Source organism: Gemella sp. oral taxon 928, assembly GCF_001553915.1.
GTDB classification, from domain to species: domain Bacteria; phylum Bacillota; class Bacilli; order Staphylococcales; family Gemellaceae; genus Gemella; species Gemella massiliensis.
This window is the reverse complement of record NZ_CP014233.1, coordinates 226641-245878: the sequence shown is the minus strand read 5'-3', so window position 1 is coordinate 245878 and position 19238 is coordinate 226641. Positions and strand designations below refer to the sequence as shown.

Below are 19238 nucleotides of genomic sequence, written 5' to 3'. Positions count from 1 at the left end.
AATGATTAATCATATATACCAACTAATAAAACCGAAATTTATTAATGTTAAATATAAGGAAGAAGATTTATCCAACGGAGATAAAGTTATTATTCGCCCGAATTATATGGCTGTGTGCCATGCCGATCAACGTTATTATCAAGGTAAGCGTGATCCTAAGATACTTGCCAAGAAGTTGCCAATGGCACTTATTCATGAATGCTGCGGTGTAGTTATTGCAGATCCGACCGGAACATATAAAGTAGGACAACACGTTGTAATGATACCAAATCAACCGCCTCGTGCAAGTGATGAAGAAATGTATGAAAATTATATGCCGGGGACTCACTTTTTATCCAGCGGATTTGATGGCTTTATGCGTGAATTTATTGCTTTACCTGCAGATAGAGTAGTACCTTATAACACAGTTGATGATAGTGTTGCCGCAATAACTGAATTTATAAGTGTCGGAATGCACGCTATGGAACGTTTTTTGAAAGATTCACACAGTAAAAAAGAACGTATTGCGATAATTGGTGACGGTAGTCTTGCGTTTGTTATGGCAAATATTGTAAACTACACATTACCGGAAACGCAAATTATTGTGATAGGAAGACACTGGGAAAAATTAGAGCTATTCTCGTTTGCCAAGGAAACATATTTAACAGATGATATTCCTGCTGATCTTACATTTGATCATGGATTTGAGTGCTGTGGTGGAGATGGAAGCGGATATGCTATTAATGATATTATTAAATATATTAAACCGCAAGGTAGTCTTGTCTTAATGGGAGTTAGTGAATATCATGTAAGCATAAATACACGTGATATCCTTGAGAAAGGTCTAACCTTAATCGGTTCATCACGTTCCGGACGAAGTGATTTTGAAAAAGCAATAGCGATGCTTGAAGATAAAAAATTTGAACGTAGATTTAAAAACATTATCTACTTAGAACAATCTGTAAAAAATATCGGTGATATTCATAAAATATTTGCAAGCGACTTAAACAATGCTTTTAAAACAGTGTTTAAATGGGATATATAGTAAAGATATGAGCGAAATAATTAATACAAGAAAAAATATCTAAATTGTTGAAGAAATACTTCCTGTAAATTATACTATAAAATTTTTTAATAAATAATCAAATAAGGTAATATGCTCTATGTCAAATACTAAACATCGAAGGTACTAGTTTCCAAAACTTGGATAAGTTTTGGAAACTAGTACCCTTTCATTCTCAATATTATTTATATTTTACATAAAACCGTTTTCCCCATAATTTTCGTGAAAAAAGATAAAAAATATTTTAAAATAAAACTAGCCATTTGGTATAAAACTCATTAATTTAACCAATCAACTTATTTTATCATCTCTCTTAATTCCTTTATATCTATAACTTTTAAATATAAAATTAAGCTGATGTATACCATTCCACCTACTAAAATATACATTACTAATCCTATTATATTAGATAATCCAACCAATACTTTTAATAATTCTATTACAATAAACATTATTATTGTAGAAAACAATATTTTAATAAATTTGTTATTAAAAATGATACGAATATCTACTATTTTTCTACTGTAATTCCATTGTAAGATAAATACTAAAAATTCTACAATAACCGATGTTATTGAAGCACCGATGTACCCCAATAAAGGAATTAATGCGATATTTATTAAAATACTGACAATCGCCGGTATAGTTGTAGACAACATAAATTCCTTATTTTTATTTCTAACAACAAGCACTTGATATCCTAAAATATTAGTCCAACCTATAAATAAAATATTAAAAGAAATAATATATAAACTGTATTTTACATTTCCAAAATTCTCCCCTAAAAATAAATTAACGAACAATTCATTAATAACCATCAACCCAAAAATCATAGGAAAAATTATTACATTATAAACCAAAAAAGAAAATTCAACCATTTGTAGAGCTTCTTTTTCTTTTTTTTCAGCTAACAAATTAGCAACTCTCGGCAACATCACAGCCCCTAACGAACTGACAATCGTAAGCAAGATACTTATTAATTTTTGACTTTGGTCATAAATACCGACATCATAAAAAGACCCAAATATTCCCAGTAACGTTCTATCCATAACAACATACAATGAAATTGCAATCTGTGGTAAAAATAGTAATATTGTAGGTTTAATATTTTTCTTTATGCCGTCCCATCTAAATTCAGGTTTTCTTATATACTCTCTAGCAGGAAACCACATTATTAATTGCCCTAAAAAATCAAAAATAACTAGAATAAAAACATAAAGGTAAATCTGATTTTCATTTTTAATAAATAGAAAAATACTAATAACCCCGAGTAATCTTACACTCGCATTTCTTATTGTGATTCTTTTAAAATCTTCTCTGCCGGTAAATAACCAAGATATATCTAAAAGTTTTGAAAACAAACTAATAACTAACAAAACAGCTATTTTATTATTCATCGTCGGAACTAAGTTAAGTGCTCCACAATACAATAAAATTGATACTATACTTGTTGTTACCTGAATAGCATAAATATTCCAAAATGTTTTGTTTACGTTGGTTGATGAAGCTATCTGCTTTGTACCGTAAATATTTATTCCCAGATTAGCCAGTAAAACAAAATAGCTGACAATAGAATTATAAAAACCGTAATTCCCCAAATTTTCGCTTGTAAAAACACGTGTTACATAAGGTACCGTTATAATTGGCAATATAATATTTAATAATTGGTATGATACATTGTATAAATAATTTTTTAAGAGTTTCACAATAAGTCCCCTTTTCAAAATTTTCGTAACTTTTTATTGAAATTATTTGTTTTATACAAAATTCTTTGTTGATTATTCTTTGTAGCGGTAACGGTAAAATATTTTGCATTTTACTTGGAGATTTTTGAACCTTAGTCAAAATCAATTCTCTATAAGTCAATTATAGGTATCTATTTCATTACAAATCTTTATCGAAAATTTAGCCTGAAACATACCCGCTACTTTTCTAATTCATTTCTCACCACATCTAATACTCGTTCAACTACTACGTGCATATCGTAATATTTATAATCTGCAAGACGCCCGCAAAAAATAACATTATTATTTTTATTCGCCTCTTCTAAGTATTTTTGATATATCGCATTATTTTTTTCGTCATTGATTGGATAATATGGTTCGTCTCCACGTTGCCAACTAGTTGAATATTCACGTGTAATAACAGTTTTTTCTTGAGTTCCGTATTCAAAATGTTTATGCTCAATAATTCTGGTATATGGTATTTCTCGTTCGGTATAATTGATAACTGCATTTCCTTGGAAATTATCTTCATCTAATATCTCATGCTCAAAACGAAGACTTCTGTATTCCAATTCGCCATATTTATAATCAAAATATTGATCTATCATTCCGGTGAAAACTACTTTTTTAGCACAGCCTTCCAATTCCTGTCTATTTTCAAAGAAATCTACATTCAGTTCTACTTCTATACCTTTTAACATATTTTCAATAATAACGTTATACCCACCGATTGGTATACCTTGATAACGATCATTAAAATAATTATTATTAAACGTAAATCTTACCGGCAACCTTTTAATAATAAACGGCGGTAATTCTGTTGCACTTCTTCCCCATTGTTTTTCTGTATACCCTTTGATTAGCGTTTTATATACATCTGTTCCAATCAGTTTTATCGCCTGTTCTTCCAAGTTTTTAGGTTCAGTATCTTGCAAGTGACCGGTTTGCTCCGCTATTTTAGTTTTTACTTCAGCCGGAGTTTTAGTCCCCCATAAAGCATAAAATGTATTCATATTAAATGGCAGGTTATATAATTTTCCTTTATAATTTGCTACCGGTGAATTTATATAGTTATTAAATTCGGCAAATTGATTGATATAATCCCATACTCCCTTGTTTGAAGTATGGAAAATATGTGCTCCATACTTATGCACATTAATACCTTCTATATTTTCACAATAAATATTTCCGCCGATATGACTTCTCTTATCTATTACTTTTACTTTTTTTCCTTTTTTCGTTGCTTCATAGGCGAAAATTGCCCCTGAAAGTCCTGCACCTACTATTAAATAATCGTACATGTTAAAACCCCTTTTAATAATATTCAAAAATATATTTTAGTTATATTATTGACTTATATCTTAATAATATTCTTTAAAATCGGAATTCTATATATTATTCCCGATATTAAAAGACTTATTCCTATCGTTAATCCAAATACCAATATTGTATCATACCAATACCCTATTTTTATAATCTTCACTAAGAATTTTATCACATAAGTATGCAATATGTATACCCCCATCGTTAAGGCGGACAAATGATAAATAGTATTTTTGTAATTTTGTTTAATTGTAGAAAAATCCAACTTTAAAAATATAATAAAGATACCTATGCTGAGAATTTTTATAAACAAGCTGTCATAAAAATACTCTGCAAAAATATTATGATGAATACTTTTGGCTACAGAATATAAAAATATCGGAGAAACAAATAACATAATTAAGAAAAAGCAAGTTATATATTTATTTATCTTAAGTTTAATTATAAATTCTTTTCTACTACCTATGTAAGCTCCAATAATATAGTAAAAATACCACGTCCATAATCTAAAAGTTTGTGGAATGTATCTTTGTATCGGTTCCACTATTACAAATAAATTGATAATTTCTATTATTATTCCTACTGTCAGCAATAATAACAATATTCTCAAATAATTTTTTTTATTATTTAGTAACTTCTTTAAATATGGTAATGTTAAATATATTATTATTAATGAACCGAAGAACCAAAATTGAAAAAAATAACCCCTTTGCAACAAAGAGCCGACAATTTTCTTTATAGGATTACTATAGAAATCCCTCTTCATTATCCATAAAATAATATTCCAACTAAACACTACAATTACTATATTTTTTATTTTTATAATCAAATATTTATACGATAAATTTAATTTATTCAATAAAAAATAACCATTAATCATAAAAAATAATGGTACAGAAAATGTACCCATGTAATATAAGTACGCACTCACGTTATTACCGCCGAAAAAATCAAAACCTAATATCATAACATGTAACAAGACAATACCCAAACATGCTATAATTTTCAACATATCTATAGTAATATCTCTCATAAATCTTTTCTCCTTAGTAATTTAAGTTACGCTGTTTTTTATGGATATTAATAAATTTTGTTGAGCTATTGTAATATATGTGTCCTAAAATAAACCAAAAAGTATTATAATAAGGATATATAATTAAATCATCTATAATCCCATGAATAGCCAATAATGCAAATATTACTAATAAATAGTTATCCTTTAATTTAGTTATATAAAACATAACTACGGTCAAAATTATTATAAGTAAAATTATAAATATAATTCCATACCTTTGTAATACCTGTACATATAAATTATCTACATAATTGTATGAAGTGAAATTTATTTCTCCGTTTACATCTAACCCGTTTCCTACTAAGTACAACTTCTTCCAAAATAAACCATATCCATATGTTTGTATAGAATCTTGACCTAAAGACAATCTTCCCGAAAGCATACTATTTAAGTTGTATTGCCAATTACTTAACATTTTATAATTTATTGTAAAATAAATACTTATTGTTGAACAAATTAAATACATGAACGGGAAAACATAATATAATAATCGCAGCTTTACATTAGGAAGATATTTTATAATTATTGCAAATATTATAAAACATAAACTTATAAATGAAGTTAGTCTTGAATCTGTATAAATATAAATTAAATAATTTATTATAAATAGTATCCCTAATGTTTTTAGTTTTATTTTTTCTTTGTCTATATATATTTTTAAAAATACTATATTCGAAAAAATAGTAGCTGAATTTAAAGCATACCTAAATCCCAAATATTCTCGAGTTCTATCCGCTTTATTTACGAAAAAATTTTCAATTATGTTAAAATAACTGCTCACTATTACAAAACCCAAAACAAAACTGCTGATTACTAAAGATATTTGTGCTATTTTTTTAAAATCTATATTCCTTGCTGAATAGATAAATACTATCATTAGCGGGATTGTTTTTTGTTCTGTATTGGTAGCCGCCATAAATGTTATTACAGACGATATTATTACTAGTAAAAGTAATATAATATCCTTGTAATTGTACTTATTGTGTGTTAATTCTTTTAATATCAAAAATAAAAGACATACAATTAGTATTGTTTTATATGTTGCTCCATAAAAATATTTATAATATAACGATGTACTTAAAAGAGAAAACAATAAAAATATACTATATGAAAAATAAAAGCATAGTTGTCCTATATGATTTTTTGATATTCTAATTTTCATTGCTTTTCTCCTAAATTCTTATCAATTCTATACCCTTTGGAATTATGTGCCACCTGTTTATCCTTTGGAGGTAACTTTCTATAATTTCCGTACAAATTAGTTAAATATATATCATAATTAGCATACCCTTTAACTTTGTATTTCTCAAAAAGATATTCTTTTTGTGGCAGCATTTCTTTTTTTAACCATTTTTCTTTTTTGCCGTACATACCTGTTATAATTCCTACATATTTGGCATCTTCAAATTTAACAATTTTACATACCGACTCTAACAATCTTACTAAATTATATGAACCTATCTTCTTCAATATCGGTCTATATAAATTTTTTACTTTTGCACTAAATTTTCCGCGTCTGCTTGTGTTCTTTCTTTCCACAGAAGTTAATAGCAATCTTCTTAATTGTTTTATGATAAATACTTGCATACTAAATAAAGATTTATTACTAGGAATACCATCAACTACAAAAATATCTATTCCTATATACGGACAATCCTCTTTCTCCGCCATTTCATCAATTCTGCCTACATCTTTTCTTATATATCTGGAAAAATGACGTGCAAAAGATTTATCTCTATTAGAAATTATTTTTCTGTCATCTGATATAATCAATGAATTGGTTATATTTAACTCCAATAATTTTTCATAATCTGTACGAGGCATGGCAACATCTATATCATCATCCCAAGGTATAAATCCTTGATGTCTTACTGCACCCAACATCGAGCCTCCGCATAAATCATACCTTAAATTATATTCTTTGCAAAGACTATCGAATTCAATTAATAATTCCAGATATGCTCCCTGCAATTCTTTCAATGTCATTAATTTTACAATCCCCAAAAAATTCTCCTTTCTATTCGTATAAACTAACTTTAGCTTGTGAATATTTCTCCATTATGTCTAAAAATAACATACAGTATTCCTTATTGTTTGCGTTATTTACATTAATATTATTTATCAATTTTATAAATTCCAACATTAAATAACGGAAACCATTTCCCTTGTATTCATAAAAGTATTTCTTTGTATCTCTTAAATCCTCATATCTTACTTCAAAATAGTCTATTTTCCACCAAGGAGATGGTACATACACATAACCTTTTGTTCCGGTAATAACCAAGTGCCCTTCTGTCTTTACACCTATCCCCGCTTTAAATGTAGCTGTAGCTTTTCCGTAATCCAAAATGCCTTTTGTTAGATAACTGAAATTATTTTTTTCAAAGCTATACATTTTACATTCACCTATATTTTTTCCCAATATACTGATTATAGGAAACAACACAGTTGAACTCCAATCATAAAAACTTCCTTCATATTTATTTTTAACTACATTATCCATATTATTTAAGATTTGGCTACACGAAATATCTATATCTTTAACCTCTCCTATTATTCCAGATTTCAACTGTAAAAGAAGATGAGTTAACGCAGGAAAATAACGTGTTTTTTCCGCTTCAAACAAAATTAAACCTTTTTTGTACGCATAATCATATAATTCAATCGCTTCTTTTCTATTCAAAAATAGCGGTGGATTACACAATACGTGACAATCGTTTTCCAAAGATTCTTTTATCATAGAATAGTGTTTATCCGCAGAACTATCTATATAAACTGCATCTATACTATCAAAAAATTCTTTTTTATTTGAATAATACTCTAATTCATCGTTGTTATAACCATATGTGTTTTCTTGAGCATATACAGATTTTACACATAATGACCCCACGGTGGTGCTTTCTTTGTAAAATCTATCCGTAGTTCTTCCTGTTCCTAAAAACCCTACCTTTAAAATAGGATTCTGTTCTGTTCTTATTTTGGTACTGCTAATTCCCTCTGTTCTCGGTAGATATACAACCTCGCAGTATTCTTTTAAATAATCAAATTTACCAATCCAGTCAGAACCTACAGTAAATACGTCTATATCATAACTTTGAATATCTATAATCTTTTGACCTACATATTCTTCAATTATTATTTCATCAGCTAATCCGGTTTTTCTTATAGCTTCTATACGCTCTGCTAACGGTTGTTTTACATTTAGCTTCCCTCTCCTCTTATCAAAAGCATCTGCCGTAACTCCAACTATCAGATAATCTCCTAACTTTTTCGCTCTTTCCAAGAGTGCTATATGCCCATGATGTAATAAATCATACGTTCCATATGTTATAACTTTTTTCATCATTATATCCTCACTATTTTAAAATATTTCTTTCTTTTAATTCATATAATGCACTTATTAACTCATTATTTTTCTCTACCGATAAGTTTCCGATGTGTCCTACTCTAAATAATTTTTCTCCTAATTCTCCACCATTAGGGCAAACCCATATTTTATATTCATCTTTCAGTATATTAAATATGTCTTTTGCAGAACAATTATTAGTCAATAAAGGTGTTACCGTGTTAGATAACTTGTATTGCGGTATTGTTAAAGGTAGTTCCTTTACTTTTCCCCTAAAATCATTTGCTAATTTTTCTATTTTTTTTCTTTCCGCTTCTACACCGCCCGTAGAAGAAATTTGTTTTAATCGAGCGTTTAATTGTAACAATATCCCTACTGCCGGAGTAAATGGTGTTTGTCCTCTCTCTCCATCTTTTAATGCTTTTTTAAAATCAAAATACAATATGTCGTGATTTATATTTTTTATTCTATCAATCGCTCTTTCGCTTAATACAATTATTGCCACGCCGGGAGGACAAGCCAACGCCTTTTGAGAACCTATTATCAAAACATCAATACCGTGTTTTGTCACATCAATTTCATCTGCTAAAAAAGCACTTATTGCATCAACAATTAAAAATAAATTATTTCCCTTGCAAAATTTACTTATTAATTCTATATCATACAGTTTCCCTATAGATGTTTCATCCAAATTAACTACGAGTGCTGTAAAATTTTTATTACTATATTTTTCTAATTTTTCAAGAGTTAATATTTCTTCAAACCCTACAACTATTTCTTCATAATTTAATTTTTTCAAACTACAAATTTCTGCAAAACGTGTTCCGAAACTACCGCCATTTATTATTAATATCTTATCTTCTAAAGTCAGAGTATTTATTACGCTTGATTCCATACCGGCTGTACCCGATCCTGTTAAAAAAATTACTCTATCATTATCACTCGCATTGGTTAATTCTTTAACCAACTTTTCATTTTCCAACATAATATCGGAAAATTCATTTGTTCTAAAATACGGTATATCTCCATATGCCTCCATAACTTCCTCTGTTAAATGTACCGGTCCTACCGAAAAATTAATCATCGACTTTTTCTCCTAATTTATATTTTCCTAAATCATATTCTATATATTGATTCCATACTCTTTCTTTTTCCGGGGGGATCTTCATATAATTTCCATATCTTCTCATTAAATAATCGTCGTAATTAGAAAATATATAACAATTTCTTCCTTCAAAATTTACAGAAATAAGCTTTTCTACATCACTTCTTTTTTCAATTTCTCCATAAAAGTGAAATTTATCAACCGGTACCGTAACCTCTTTGGAATTATTATTTTTACACATTCTATTCCACATATCATAACGAGTTGCAAGTGTCTCTATTCTTATAAAACTAATCAATCCTCCTATATACTTTCGTATATTTTTATCATCATTTTTTTTATTTTTATATTTTCTTCGACAAGATAGTAAAAAACCTAAAACTAATGAACCTATACCATGAATATGTTTTAATAGTTTATTATCAAAAACATTTTCTATTATAAAAATATCAATAAATACTCCAACATCATCTAAATCTTGTTCCAAGACCGTTCTATATGTAGTCCCTTTAAGTCTTATCTTAGGGATAACACGACCGTAATTTTGTTTTTCCTCCGGATTTAACATAGAGTATTTATGAGAATATTGTACGTTAATTATATTAATAAATTTTTCAAAACCTTCTCTTGTCATAGCTATATCTATATCGTCATCCCAAGGTATAAATCCTTGATGCCTTACCGCTCCTATGGCACTTCCCCCTATTAATACAAAATCTATCTTATTTTTCTCACATATTTCAATAATGTCATCCAATATCACAAGCAATACCCTTTGTATATTTTTCAATTCCGATTCGGTTAACTGCTTAGCTATTTCTCTCATCATCTTTATCTACCTCAACAATAATTGTTTTATGTGCATTTCTATCTTTCTCTTTCGGAAGTTTCATATAATCTCCATATAAGGTTCTTAAATATGTATCATATTCTTTCGGTCCTATTACTTTTAAATTTTCAAATTTATATTCTTCACAACTACTGTAGATTTTTTTGGGAAATAATTCATTAAATTTATATGATGTTTGACCCATAAAATTAATTGCCCAATCTGATTTTTCATATGGATATTTAGTCAATAATTTATCAAGTTTTATCAATCGATTATTAGTATCAAAATATTTCCCTATAGGAATTACACTCGCTACTTTTATAATAACTTTTTCCAAAAAAGAACGATCCGGTCGTTTTGTATTTACTTTTTCTAGACAAGATATATGATATAATAATCTATTTACTAATAATCTTCCTTTGTGGATCTCTCTTTTTATTCTTCCGCTAGGCATACCGTCTAATGGGAAAATATCCACCCAAACATTTTCTATTCTATTATCTTTACTTCCTAATCTTTTGACTTGATGATTTTTATTTACTATTCTTGAAAAATAATAATGATGATCTGAATTATCATCATATACCCTAAGTTCTAAATTTTCCCCCAAGTATCTTTCTACATTATCTAAGAAATATTTATATTGTTCCCTTGGTATAGCTATATCTATATCATCGTCCCAAGGTATAAATCCCTGATGTCGCACAGCTCCCAGCATTGTTCCGCCTTGGATATAATAAGTTATATTCATATTATCAAATATTAGTAATAGTTGTGAAAAAATATCTAAAATTTCTTTCTGCAATGTATTCAAGTTACTATTATTCTTATCGATTTTCATTTTATACCTCACTACAACTCACTAAGAGTCTTATCCAGAACTCTTCCAAAATAGTATCCCTCTCTAATTTTTTGAGATATACTTTTTACATTTTCTAAAATCTCAGAATAACTTTCTGTGTCAAGTGATATTAATTTTTCTTCTAATTCACTTAAATTACTCACAGTAAATCCTAAATTATTATCCTTAATAAAATCTGATATTGCCGCTTCTTCCCAAACAATAACCGGAAGTCCTGCTGCTAAATATAGTGACGTCTTATGCGGATTATTAAACTTTAAATATTCTCCTGTATTTCCTGTACAAGTTTCAAGTGAAATACCATCCCATACTAAACCGAAATCTCCCTTAATATTTTTTATTAAATCATTAGGAGGAAATGAACCAACATATTTAGCATTGTCTGTTAATTTTTCTTTTTTTAAATTTGGTCCATATAGATTAAACATAACTTTTTTAGAGTTTTTTATTAAATCATAGATATAACTACTCTTACCTGCTGCTAAGTTACCTGCTATGACAATTGTGTTATATTTTATTCCAATATTATAACTAGGTTCTATTTCACTAAGATAATCAAATATTTGTAATTCTTCTAATTTTTCTTCTTCTATTCCTGCTTCAACCAAATAATTGTGCATTTTAATATTATGACATATTATTTTGTCGAATTTTTTCAATAATTCCGTATCTGCAAGTTTGTTTGTATTTTGATTGTTTTTTATAACTCCATCTATCCCTTTTCTCAAAGATTCCAGATCATGTATAACAGATATAAATTTTATTTTTTTATATTTTTGTAATTTAGGAATTAAAAAATTAGCTACTCTTACGCCATACATCGGGTGTTGAAAGATTACCCTATCACCTTTTTTCAACTTCCAGAACATCTTTAACCAATTATACCCTACTACAAAAAATAGCCACGCTTTTTGATAAAATTTACTTTTATATGTAGGGAATTTAGGAAATAAAATTTCTCCCATTCCTCTTTTTTTAGCTATATTAGAGATATCTTCAGGAGCTTTTATGCCCGCAGTATCTCTCAATTCTTTTTTTATACTTATACAATAATCCATTTTGTCATCTATCCTTATATTATATATTTCACACTCTACATTTTTGTTGTCTCTTCATCTATACTTAATTACACTCTACGTACCTTTGATTCTTTGTTCTGAAAAGATAAATTCTCACAGAAAACCAAATTAATCGGTCGTATAATCAGCTATAATATTAACTTTAAGCATATTTCTCCTTTTCTATCCTTTTGCACTTCTTATTCACTTCCCTTTATTTACTTCCTTCTCTTTTTAATACTACCATTATTGTTTTTACGATTATTTTTATGTCCAATCTTAATGACCAGTTTTCAATATACTTCATGTCAAGTTTTATAACTTCTTCAAAGTCTGTTATGTCACTTCTACCATTTACTTGCCACATTCCCGTAATTCCCGGTTTCACTCTCATTCTCTTGAACTGATGCAAATTGTATTTTTCATATTCATCTACTGTTGGTGGTCTTGTCCCTACCACACTCATATCGCCTTTTAAGACATTTATAAATTGTGGCAACTCATCTAATGACCAATCCCTCATTTTCTGACCGAATGGAAAAACCCGCGGATCATTGTCCATTTTAAACATAAGATTTGTTGTATGTTCATTTTGTACTAATAACTCTCTTTTTCTCTCTTCCGCATCTAGGTACATACTTCGAAATTTATAAATTTCAAATCTTTTCCCGTTTTGCCCTATTCTTACCTGCTTAAATATTAATGGTCCGGGTGACTGTCTTCTCACCTTAGGATAAATTATTACAGCTACCAATGCTGTTAAAATTGTTCCCGATATTCCTAAAGTAATATCTATTACTCTTTTTAATATCATTTGCCTCAATGTTGATATTTTTATTGCCGACGTAAGATATACGTCATCTCCTTGAAAAGTTAATGTTGAATTACTTTTTATTCCCTTAAAAATCGGTGTTATATTAATTTTTAACGGTATTCCTAAAATATCAAAACCCTCCAAAATTTCTACAACGTTTGATTCATGGCTCACACTAGCATAAATCTCATCGACTCTATTGTGGGATAAGAACTCTCTCATTTCCTCCATATTGTGAACAATAGGTATATTATTATAAATTTTCTTTTCAGAATTATTAAAATAGGCTACCACCTGATAGTTGGCAGGAAAAGCCCCGAACTTATTGAGATCTTCAAAATTTGACAAAATAATTATTTTTCTACTATCATCTCGATATTTTAAATTTATTATTTTAGCTATTGTTCTAAATATATAAATAATAATAAATAATGCTATACTAAAAATCGGAAGCGATAAATCTTTAATAGATATTAATAACATGGCATTGTGAAATACTACTAAATATAACACAAAAAGTGATATTAATTTTAAAACATATAAAAACGTAGACTTTAATTCTAATAAATACCCTCTATCCGTTATCGTCCAGTATTCTTCTGAAAATAATGAAATACTTACCGCTATTAAAGACAATACAAAGAAGAAATACAGATTGTATTTACCCGAAATAGAATCGAAACACGTCATGTATGAAATGAACAGCGCTAATATATCAAATACTAAAAACAAAACTTTATTATTTCTTCTTACATAATACATACTTTTTCCCTATTAAATTTGTTACTAATTTTCTTTCCCATATTCTCCGTAACCTCCATATGCACCATAGCCACCGTAAGTTACTTCTTTAACATCTACTTTATTTAAAATTACACCGAGGAATTTTGAACCTGCTTTTTCCAGTTGTTCTTTTGATTTTTCCAATACTTTTTTCTTAATTTTGTTTGATTCTACAACTATTGCAAAACCATCACATTTTTGGGAGATGATTGCGGCATCCACTACTGCTCCGATTGGAGGAGTATCAATAATTATATAATCATAATATTCTTTAAAGACATCTATCATAACATTAAAGTTTCGATTTTGCAGTAGTCCTGTAGGATTTGGAGGCACTTGTCCTGCCGGTATAATATTCAAATTATTAACATCCGTTTCATAAATAATATCCTCGATTGGTGATACTCCTGATAAATAGTTTGTTAAACCGTTTATTTTATTTTTAAACTTAAATCTACCTGCCATTACCGATTTACGAGTATCGGCATCTATTAATACTGTTTTTAATCCAAGTTCCGCCAGTGAGATAGCCAAGTTTATAGACACCGTACTTTTCCCTTCGTTCTCACTTGTTGATGTTATGGCTATTACTTTAATATCTTTACCAAGAAATTGCACATTTGTTCTTAACGCATTGTAATATTCTTTTATAGATGAATCTACTATTTTTTCATTATTCAGTACACTTATTTCCGCCATATTATCCTCCTATTTTTTATTTCCTTTTGTATCAGGTATTATCCCTAACAACACCATATCTAATCCTTCTTCTATATCTTCAGGTCTACGTATTCTGTCGTCCAGTAGTTCTAATAATATAACACCTAATACCGATATGATAAAACCTAATACTGTAGCCAAAACAGCGTTTTTCACTATATTCGGTGAACTTGGTACCACTGCCGGTTTTGCTTCTTCCAATGTTGTTACATCATCAATTTTTGTTACTTCTTTAATTTTAGCGGCTGATACTTCTTTTACGGCGTTTGCTAATTTACTGGCCGCTTCCGGATCTTTATCAGTTACCGAAATAGAAATAATACGAGTATCTTTCGGTGCATCTACATTAATTTTTGAAGCCAATGTTTTTGTCGACAATGTCAAACCGTTCTGTGAAATGACATCTTCTAATACTTTATTAGAAAGAATGATTTCTTTATAGTCTTTTACCAAAAGCGTTCCCAGTTGAACATCTTGTGTTGTTATCGCTTTATTGTCATTTTTTTGATTAACAACATATACTTTGGTTGTACTTTGGTATTTCGGTGTCGCAACAAATAGACTGTAAGCTAACGCCACCACCGTAAATGTTAGCGAAATTACCGCTATAACTAATTTTTGACTCCATAACTTTCTCAATAGAAATAGTATATCTATTTGCACAAAATCTTGTTCGTTGTTGTTCATTATTATTTCCTTTCGCTTTATATAATTTTATTCATTAGTAGCCTTTCGGCATTTTTTTCAAATAATTCATAAGCCACTGTCGTTCCGTATTTCTTTTCTATTATATCGTATGCTTCTCTCATATGGGGTCTTCGTAAGGTCATATTGTGCATATCCGATGCTATAAAATGTACGAGTTCGCCGTCCAAATATTTTTTTGCACGCTTTTTATAGTGTTTATGTTTATCGCCAAAAAGTTTCGTTTTTAAGACACTTGCCGCATTAACCTGCATATAACACCCCATATTTATTAATTCTTGAACATGATTTAAATCTTTTTCAAGACAAGCGTATCTTTCTATATGAGCTATCACCGGTGATAATCCTAATAAAATTATTCCGTTTAATGCTTTGTACATTTCTCTATAGCTGATTCCGTAAGAAAATTCTACCAATATATAATCAGTGCCTGCCAATGTCGGGTATTTTCTACTTTCAATATTAGCAAGTTCCCCTTCCTTGTAGAAAATCTCACTCCCCAAATAAACATTCAAATCTTCCGAAATATTTTTAGCTATTTTTTCTACTTCTTTAAAATTTTCTTTTATGGTTTCGATACTTTCTTCAAACATCCCGCGTCTACGGTGAGGTGTCGCTATTATTGTTCCGACACCTTGTTTAAAGCTTTCTCTAAGGAGATCTTCAGTATCTTCTTTTGTTTTAGCTCCGTCATCCACTCCAAACACAATATGGGAGTGAATATCTATCATCCTGTGTGAATCTTTCATTAATTATTTCCCATCCAATACATTTTTAATATTTTCACTAACTTCTTTTAAACTGTTATTATCTATTTGTGTCATATAAAGATTAGCCCCCGGCATTGCATATGACGGTAGTCCCATTGTACCATGTCCTGTTAAAGCTTGTGATGATACGGTGTAATCTTTTCCTGCACTAAGTTGCTCGTTTGCCAAGCTCATCGCTGTTTCCAACGGCATATTAGTTTGGATAGATTCGCTAAGTTCTTTAATTATACTGTTATAGTTTGCCAACCCTTCTTTAGAAGAAAGTTTTTTGATAATTGCCGCAATAACTTTTTCTTGATTTTTACCACGATCATTATCTCCACCGGTTAAACCGTAACGTTCTCTAACAAAAGCAAGAGCATGTTGTGAGTCAAGGTGAACCATACCGGGACTGAAATCATAACCGCCAATATGTGATTTAAAACTTTGATCGTTATAAACATCTATTCCCCCAAGTGTATCAATTAACTTCAAGAACGATGTAAAATTAAGCCTTGCATAATAATCTATTTTAATTCCATATAGATTTTCGAGAGTATGTATAGAAGCATCCACCCCATAAACTCCGGCATGGGTCAGTTTATCATATTGATTATTACCGCCGTCTGCAATTTTCACGTAAGAATCACGCGGTGTAGTCGTTAGTAATATTTTTCCGGTGTTTTTATTTACAGTCATAATTATATTGACATCTGAACGTGATACCGATGAGATAGGCCCGTAAGTATCAATACCGCTGATATAAACGTTAAAGGTATCCCCTGCTTTCGCATTATTTTTTGCAGTTACCGCTTTTGTTATCTTAAATTCATAAATTTTCTTAGTATTTTCTAAAAACTCCGGATATTGCGCTGTGATGAAACTCTCATATGAACTATTTAATATCATCGCTTGAGTTTTCCCACTTTTGAGCTGTTCATAACCGGTTACATAGTTTTTTACTTCTACCAAGTTTAAACTTAGCTTCTCATTATCACGAATATTTTTCATCAGTTTATTAATATTTTCACCGTCTGCCGAAACAGGTGCGGCTATTTGTTCACCGGCAATATCTTTTAAGTTATTTGCTTTATTATTTTTTAATACTACAACACTCATGGTATATTCATTGACACCGGCTGTGTTGTTCAGGTTATTAAATAAGTTTATCGCTGTTCTGAATTGTAAAAATGTAAATATTAATATTACATTTAAAATCAATAAAGCTATGGTTGTAAAAAGTTTTGCTTTTCTTTTTATTAATAACACTATAGAAATAATAAATACAAAAATAATTACAGCTAACAGTATATAATTAACACCTCTAAAATTTAAAAAATTATACTTCAGCATGGTGTATCCGACCAGTACCCCGCTTATTAACAGCACAGCACTTAATATACCGTTTATGATATCAAAACCACCTATTTTTCTACCGGATTCCTCTTCAAAATTTCTTTTATTTCTTCTTGACATTTCTCTAATTCCTAACTTTATAAAATTATCTTCTATCCATTCTATCACTTATTTTAACTGTTGTCTATTACATTAATGTTACACACATAGATACGTACAAAATTTTAAAAAGTTTCTATAATTTCTATAAATAATTGGAACAATTTAGGAGAAATTACCTTAATATTTTAAATTAGCTCAAAATATTTACAACTATAACTACATATTACCAATATAATATTTTTAAAATTTCTATTTTATTTTTTAATTTTATAATATTTCTCTAAACATTTTAGCATTAGTTGTTTTTTATTTTTTATTAATTCTCCGTCAACTTGGTAATAATTTTGATTTGTTTTTACCGTTAATGTTTTAGCAGTATATATTTCCACTTTTTTTAATTTGTCATGACGTTTTAATAGTAAACATAAATAATTATAAACAAAAAGTGGCGGATTCATGTTTCTCATAATTAATATATGGAACATGCCGTCTTTACCGCTTGCAGTATGGGAAAATTTTACTCCTCCCCCTTCATAAGGTTGTAACATCACATTTAATAGATACAGTTTAGTAGTTTCTATTTTTTTATTATTAAAGATTATTTCAGCATTATATTTTTTTAAATTTAAAATACTTATAATCCCGCAAAATAAATAAATATACTTCCTAAAATATTTTTTAAACTTCGAACTTTCAACCCTTCTGATAACATCAGCGTTATACCCTATATCAAAACCTGTACAAAATTTTCTTCCATCTATCTCACCAACATCATAATAAGTGATTTCTCCGTTTTCTAAAAGTTTCGTTACCTTTGATACTTTTTTATCAAGTTGCAAAGAACGACCTAAATCATTTCCGGATCCACTGGCAAAATAAATAATATTTTCCTTGTGGTAATTATTCATGACTTCGTTTATCGTTCCGTCACCACCTATAACAATAAGATTATCACCTTTTATTTTGTCCATAAGCGATGTTGCATTTTCTTTTTCTGATGTTTTTAATACTTTATAAACTATTCTTTCCTGTTTTAAACAACATTCAAGTTCCGCTAATTTTTTTAGCGAATTTTTATTATTTGAATTAACAATTATCTCAATCATCACATAAATCCTAAACTATATTCTTCTAAACAATTATACCTTAAAAACACTCTACTTTCAAATTTAATATCATTTACTTTAACTTTTTAACAACAAAAAATATCAATCAAAAAATAAAAAATAGTGAATTATAAAATTCCATATCTAATAATTCACTATGTTTCCATTTATAATTTTATTCTATATATAAATTTTAAATATTATTTTTTATCTAAATATATTTTCTTACTATATTATATTATTTATGGTAAAAGTATAACCAGACTTAAGATTGGATAAACAAATTATCCCCCTTATTGTAAATCTATATATTTATATACAAAATATTATTTTTTGCTGATTTTATAGTGGTGTGGCAACCTTAAGAACTAACTGCTACGCAGTTTCCTTAAGGTTCACCTGAGCTTATAATCTCAGGTGAAGCTAGTATTCCACCACTAAGAACAGCAACGAACTTAATAGCAATGTTTGTAGTGGTAATCACTTTATAAAATTCCTTGTTTTAATTGACTTATTTATATAGATATTATATTATT

Annotated in this window: 16 protein-coding genes and 2 pseudogenes; 1 reads left to right on the top strand and 17 read right to left on the bottom strand. The window is 28.8% G+C overall.

Annotated elements, in window-relative coordinates; all coding sequences use genetic code 11:
• Window position 1 precedes the first annotated feature (1 nt).
• Window positions 2-1024: a ribitol-5-phosphate dehydrogenase gene (locus tag AXE85_RS01085; RefSeq protein WP_062172199.1), complete on the top strand. Its 1023-nt coding sequence runs from the start codon at window positions 2-4 to the stop codon at window positions 1022-1024.
• Window positions 1025-1338: 314 nt separating this feature from the next.
• Here AXE85_RS01085 and AXE85_RS01080 read toward each other — a convergent pair whose 3' ends face one another.
• The 17 genes and pseudogenes from AXE85_RS01080 to AXE85_RS01005 all read right to left on the bottom strand — a co-directional run bounded on the left by AXE85_RS01080 (window position 1339) and on the right by AXE85_RS01005 (window position 18702).
• Entirely contained in the window at window positions 1339-2748 is a 1410-nt protein-coding gene (locus AXE85_RS01080) for an oligosaccharide flippase family protein (protein ID WP_062172198.1), read from the bottom strand.
• A 218-nt stretch (window positions 2749-2966) separates the two neighbouring features.
• Window positions 2967-4067 carry a UDP-galactopyranose mutase gene (gene glf / locus AXE85_RS01075; RefSeq protein WP_062172195.1) on the bottom strand — a complete coding sequence of 367 codons (1101 nt, stop codon included), beginning with the start codon at window positions 4065-4067 and terminating at the stop codon, window positions 2967-2969.
• Between the two features lie 53 nt (window positions 4068-4120).
• Window positions 4121-5122 carry an acyltransferase gene (locus tag AXE85_RS01070; RefSeq protein WP_062172193.1) on the bottom strand — a complete coding sequence of 334 codons (1002 nt, stop codon included), beginning with the start codon at window positions 5120-5122 and terminating at the stop codon, window positions 4121-4123.
• A gap of 13 nt (window positions 5123-5135) precedes the next feature.
• The gene (locus AXE85_RS01065) at window positions 5136-6326 is read right to left on the bottom strand and encodes a hypothetical protein (protein ID WP_062172191.1); all 1191 of its coding nucleotides are present in this window, start codon (window positions 6324-6326) and stop codon (window positions 5136-5138) included.
• Entirely contained in the window at window positions 6323-7168 is an 846-nt protein-coding gene (locus tag AXE85_RS01060) for a LicD family protein (RefSeq protein WP_106388761.1), read from the bottom strand. Before AXE85_RS01060 ends, AXE85_RS01065 begins: the two co-directional genes overlap by 4 nt.
• A gap of 13 nt (window positions 7169-7181) precedes the next feature.
• Window positions 7182-8054 (bottom strand): annotated as a pseudogene (locus AXE85_RS01055) (Gfo/Idh/MocA family protein); the annotation flags it as partial.
• Window positions 8055-8129: 75 nt separating this feature from the next.
• A pseudogene (locus AXE85_RS08525) lies at window positions 8130-8507 on the bottom strand (adenylyltransferase/cytidyltransferase family protein); the annotation flags it as partial.
• 13 nt (window positions 8508-8520) lie between these two features.
• On the bottom strand, window positions 8521-9594 hold the full coding sequence (locus tag AXE85_RS01050) for a pyridoxal-phosphate-dependent aminotransferase family protein (protein ID WP_062172187.1): 1074 nt from the start codon (window positions 9592-9594) through the stop codon (window positions 8521-8523).
• Complete coding sequence (locus AXE85_RS01045) at window positions 9587-10444, bottom strand: LicD family protein (RefSeq protein ID WP_062172185.1); 858 nt, start codon at window positions 10442-10444, stop codon at window positions 9587-9589. The genes AXE85_RS01050 and AXE85_RS01045 overlap by 8 nt, the downstream gene beginning before the upstream one ends.
• Window positions 10425-11288: a LicD family protein gene (locus tag AXE85_RS01040; RefSeq protein WP_062172183.1), complete on the bottom strand. Its 864-nt coding sequence runs from the start codon at window positions 11286-11288 to the stop codon at window positions 10425-10427. Before AXE85_RS01040 ends, AXE85_RS01045 begins: the two co-directional genes overlap by 20 nt.
• Before the next feature lie 11 nt (window positions 11289-11299).
• Window positions 11300-12367, bottom strand: a complete 1068-nt coding sequence (locus AXE85_RS01035) for a glycosyltransferase (protein ID WP_062172181.1) — start codon at window positions 12365-12367, stop codon at window positions 11300-11302.
• Window positions 12368-12581: 214 nt separating this feature from the next.
• Window positions 12582-13943, bottom strand: a complete 1362-nt coding sequence (locus AXE85_RS01030; RefSeq protein ID WP_062172180.1) for a sugar transferase — start codon at window positions 13941-13943, stop codon at window positions 12582-12584.
• 24 nt (window positions 13944-13967) lie between these two features.
• Window positions 13968-14663, bottom strand: coding sequence for a polysaccharide biosynthesis tyrosine autokinase (locus AXE85_RS01025; protein ID WP_062172178.1), 696 nt, complete (start codon window positions 14661-14663; stop codon window positions 13968-13970).
• Window positions 14664-14672: 9 nt separating this feature from the next.
• Complete coding sequence (locus tag AXE85_RS01020; RefSeq protein ID WP_062172176.1) at window positions 14673-15371, bottom strand: Wzz/FepE/Etk N-terminal domain-containing protein; 699 nt, start codon at window positions 15369-15371, stop codon at window positions 14673-14675.
• Between the two features lie 17 nt (window positions 15372-15388).
• Entirely contained in the window at window positions 15389-16138 is a 750-nt protein-coding gene (locus AXE85_RS01015; RefSeq protein ID WP_231723787.1) for a CpsB/CapC family capsule biosynthesis tyrosine phosphatase, read from the bottom strand.
• A gap of 3 nt (window positions 16139-16141) precedes the next feature.
• Window positions 16142-17614, bottom strand: a complete 1473-nt coding sequence (gene cpsA, locus AXE85_RS01010) for an LCP family glycopolymer transferase CpsA (protein ID WP_062172174.1) — start codon at window positions 17612-17614, stop codon at window positions 16142-16144.
• Window positions 17615-17850: 236 nt separating this feature from the next.
• Window positions 17851-18702 carry a diacylglycerol/lipid kinase family protein gene (locus AXE85_RS01005; protein WP_062172172.1) on the bottom strand — a complete coding sequence of 284 codons (852 nt, stop codon included), beginning with the start codon at window positions 18700-18702 and terminating at the stop codon, window positions 17851-17853.
• Between the last annotated feature and the right edge of the window lie 536 nt (window positions 18703-19238).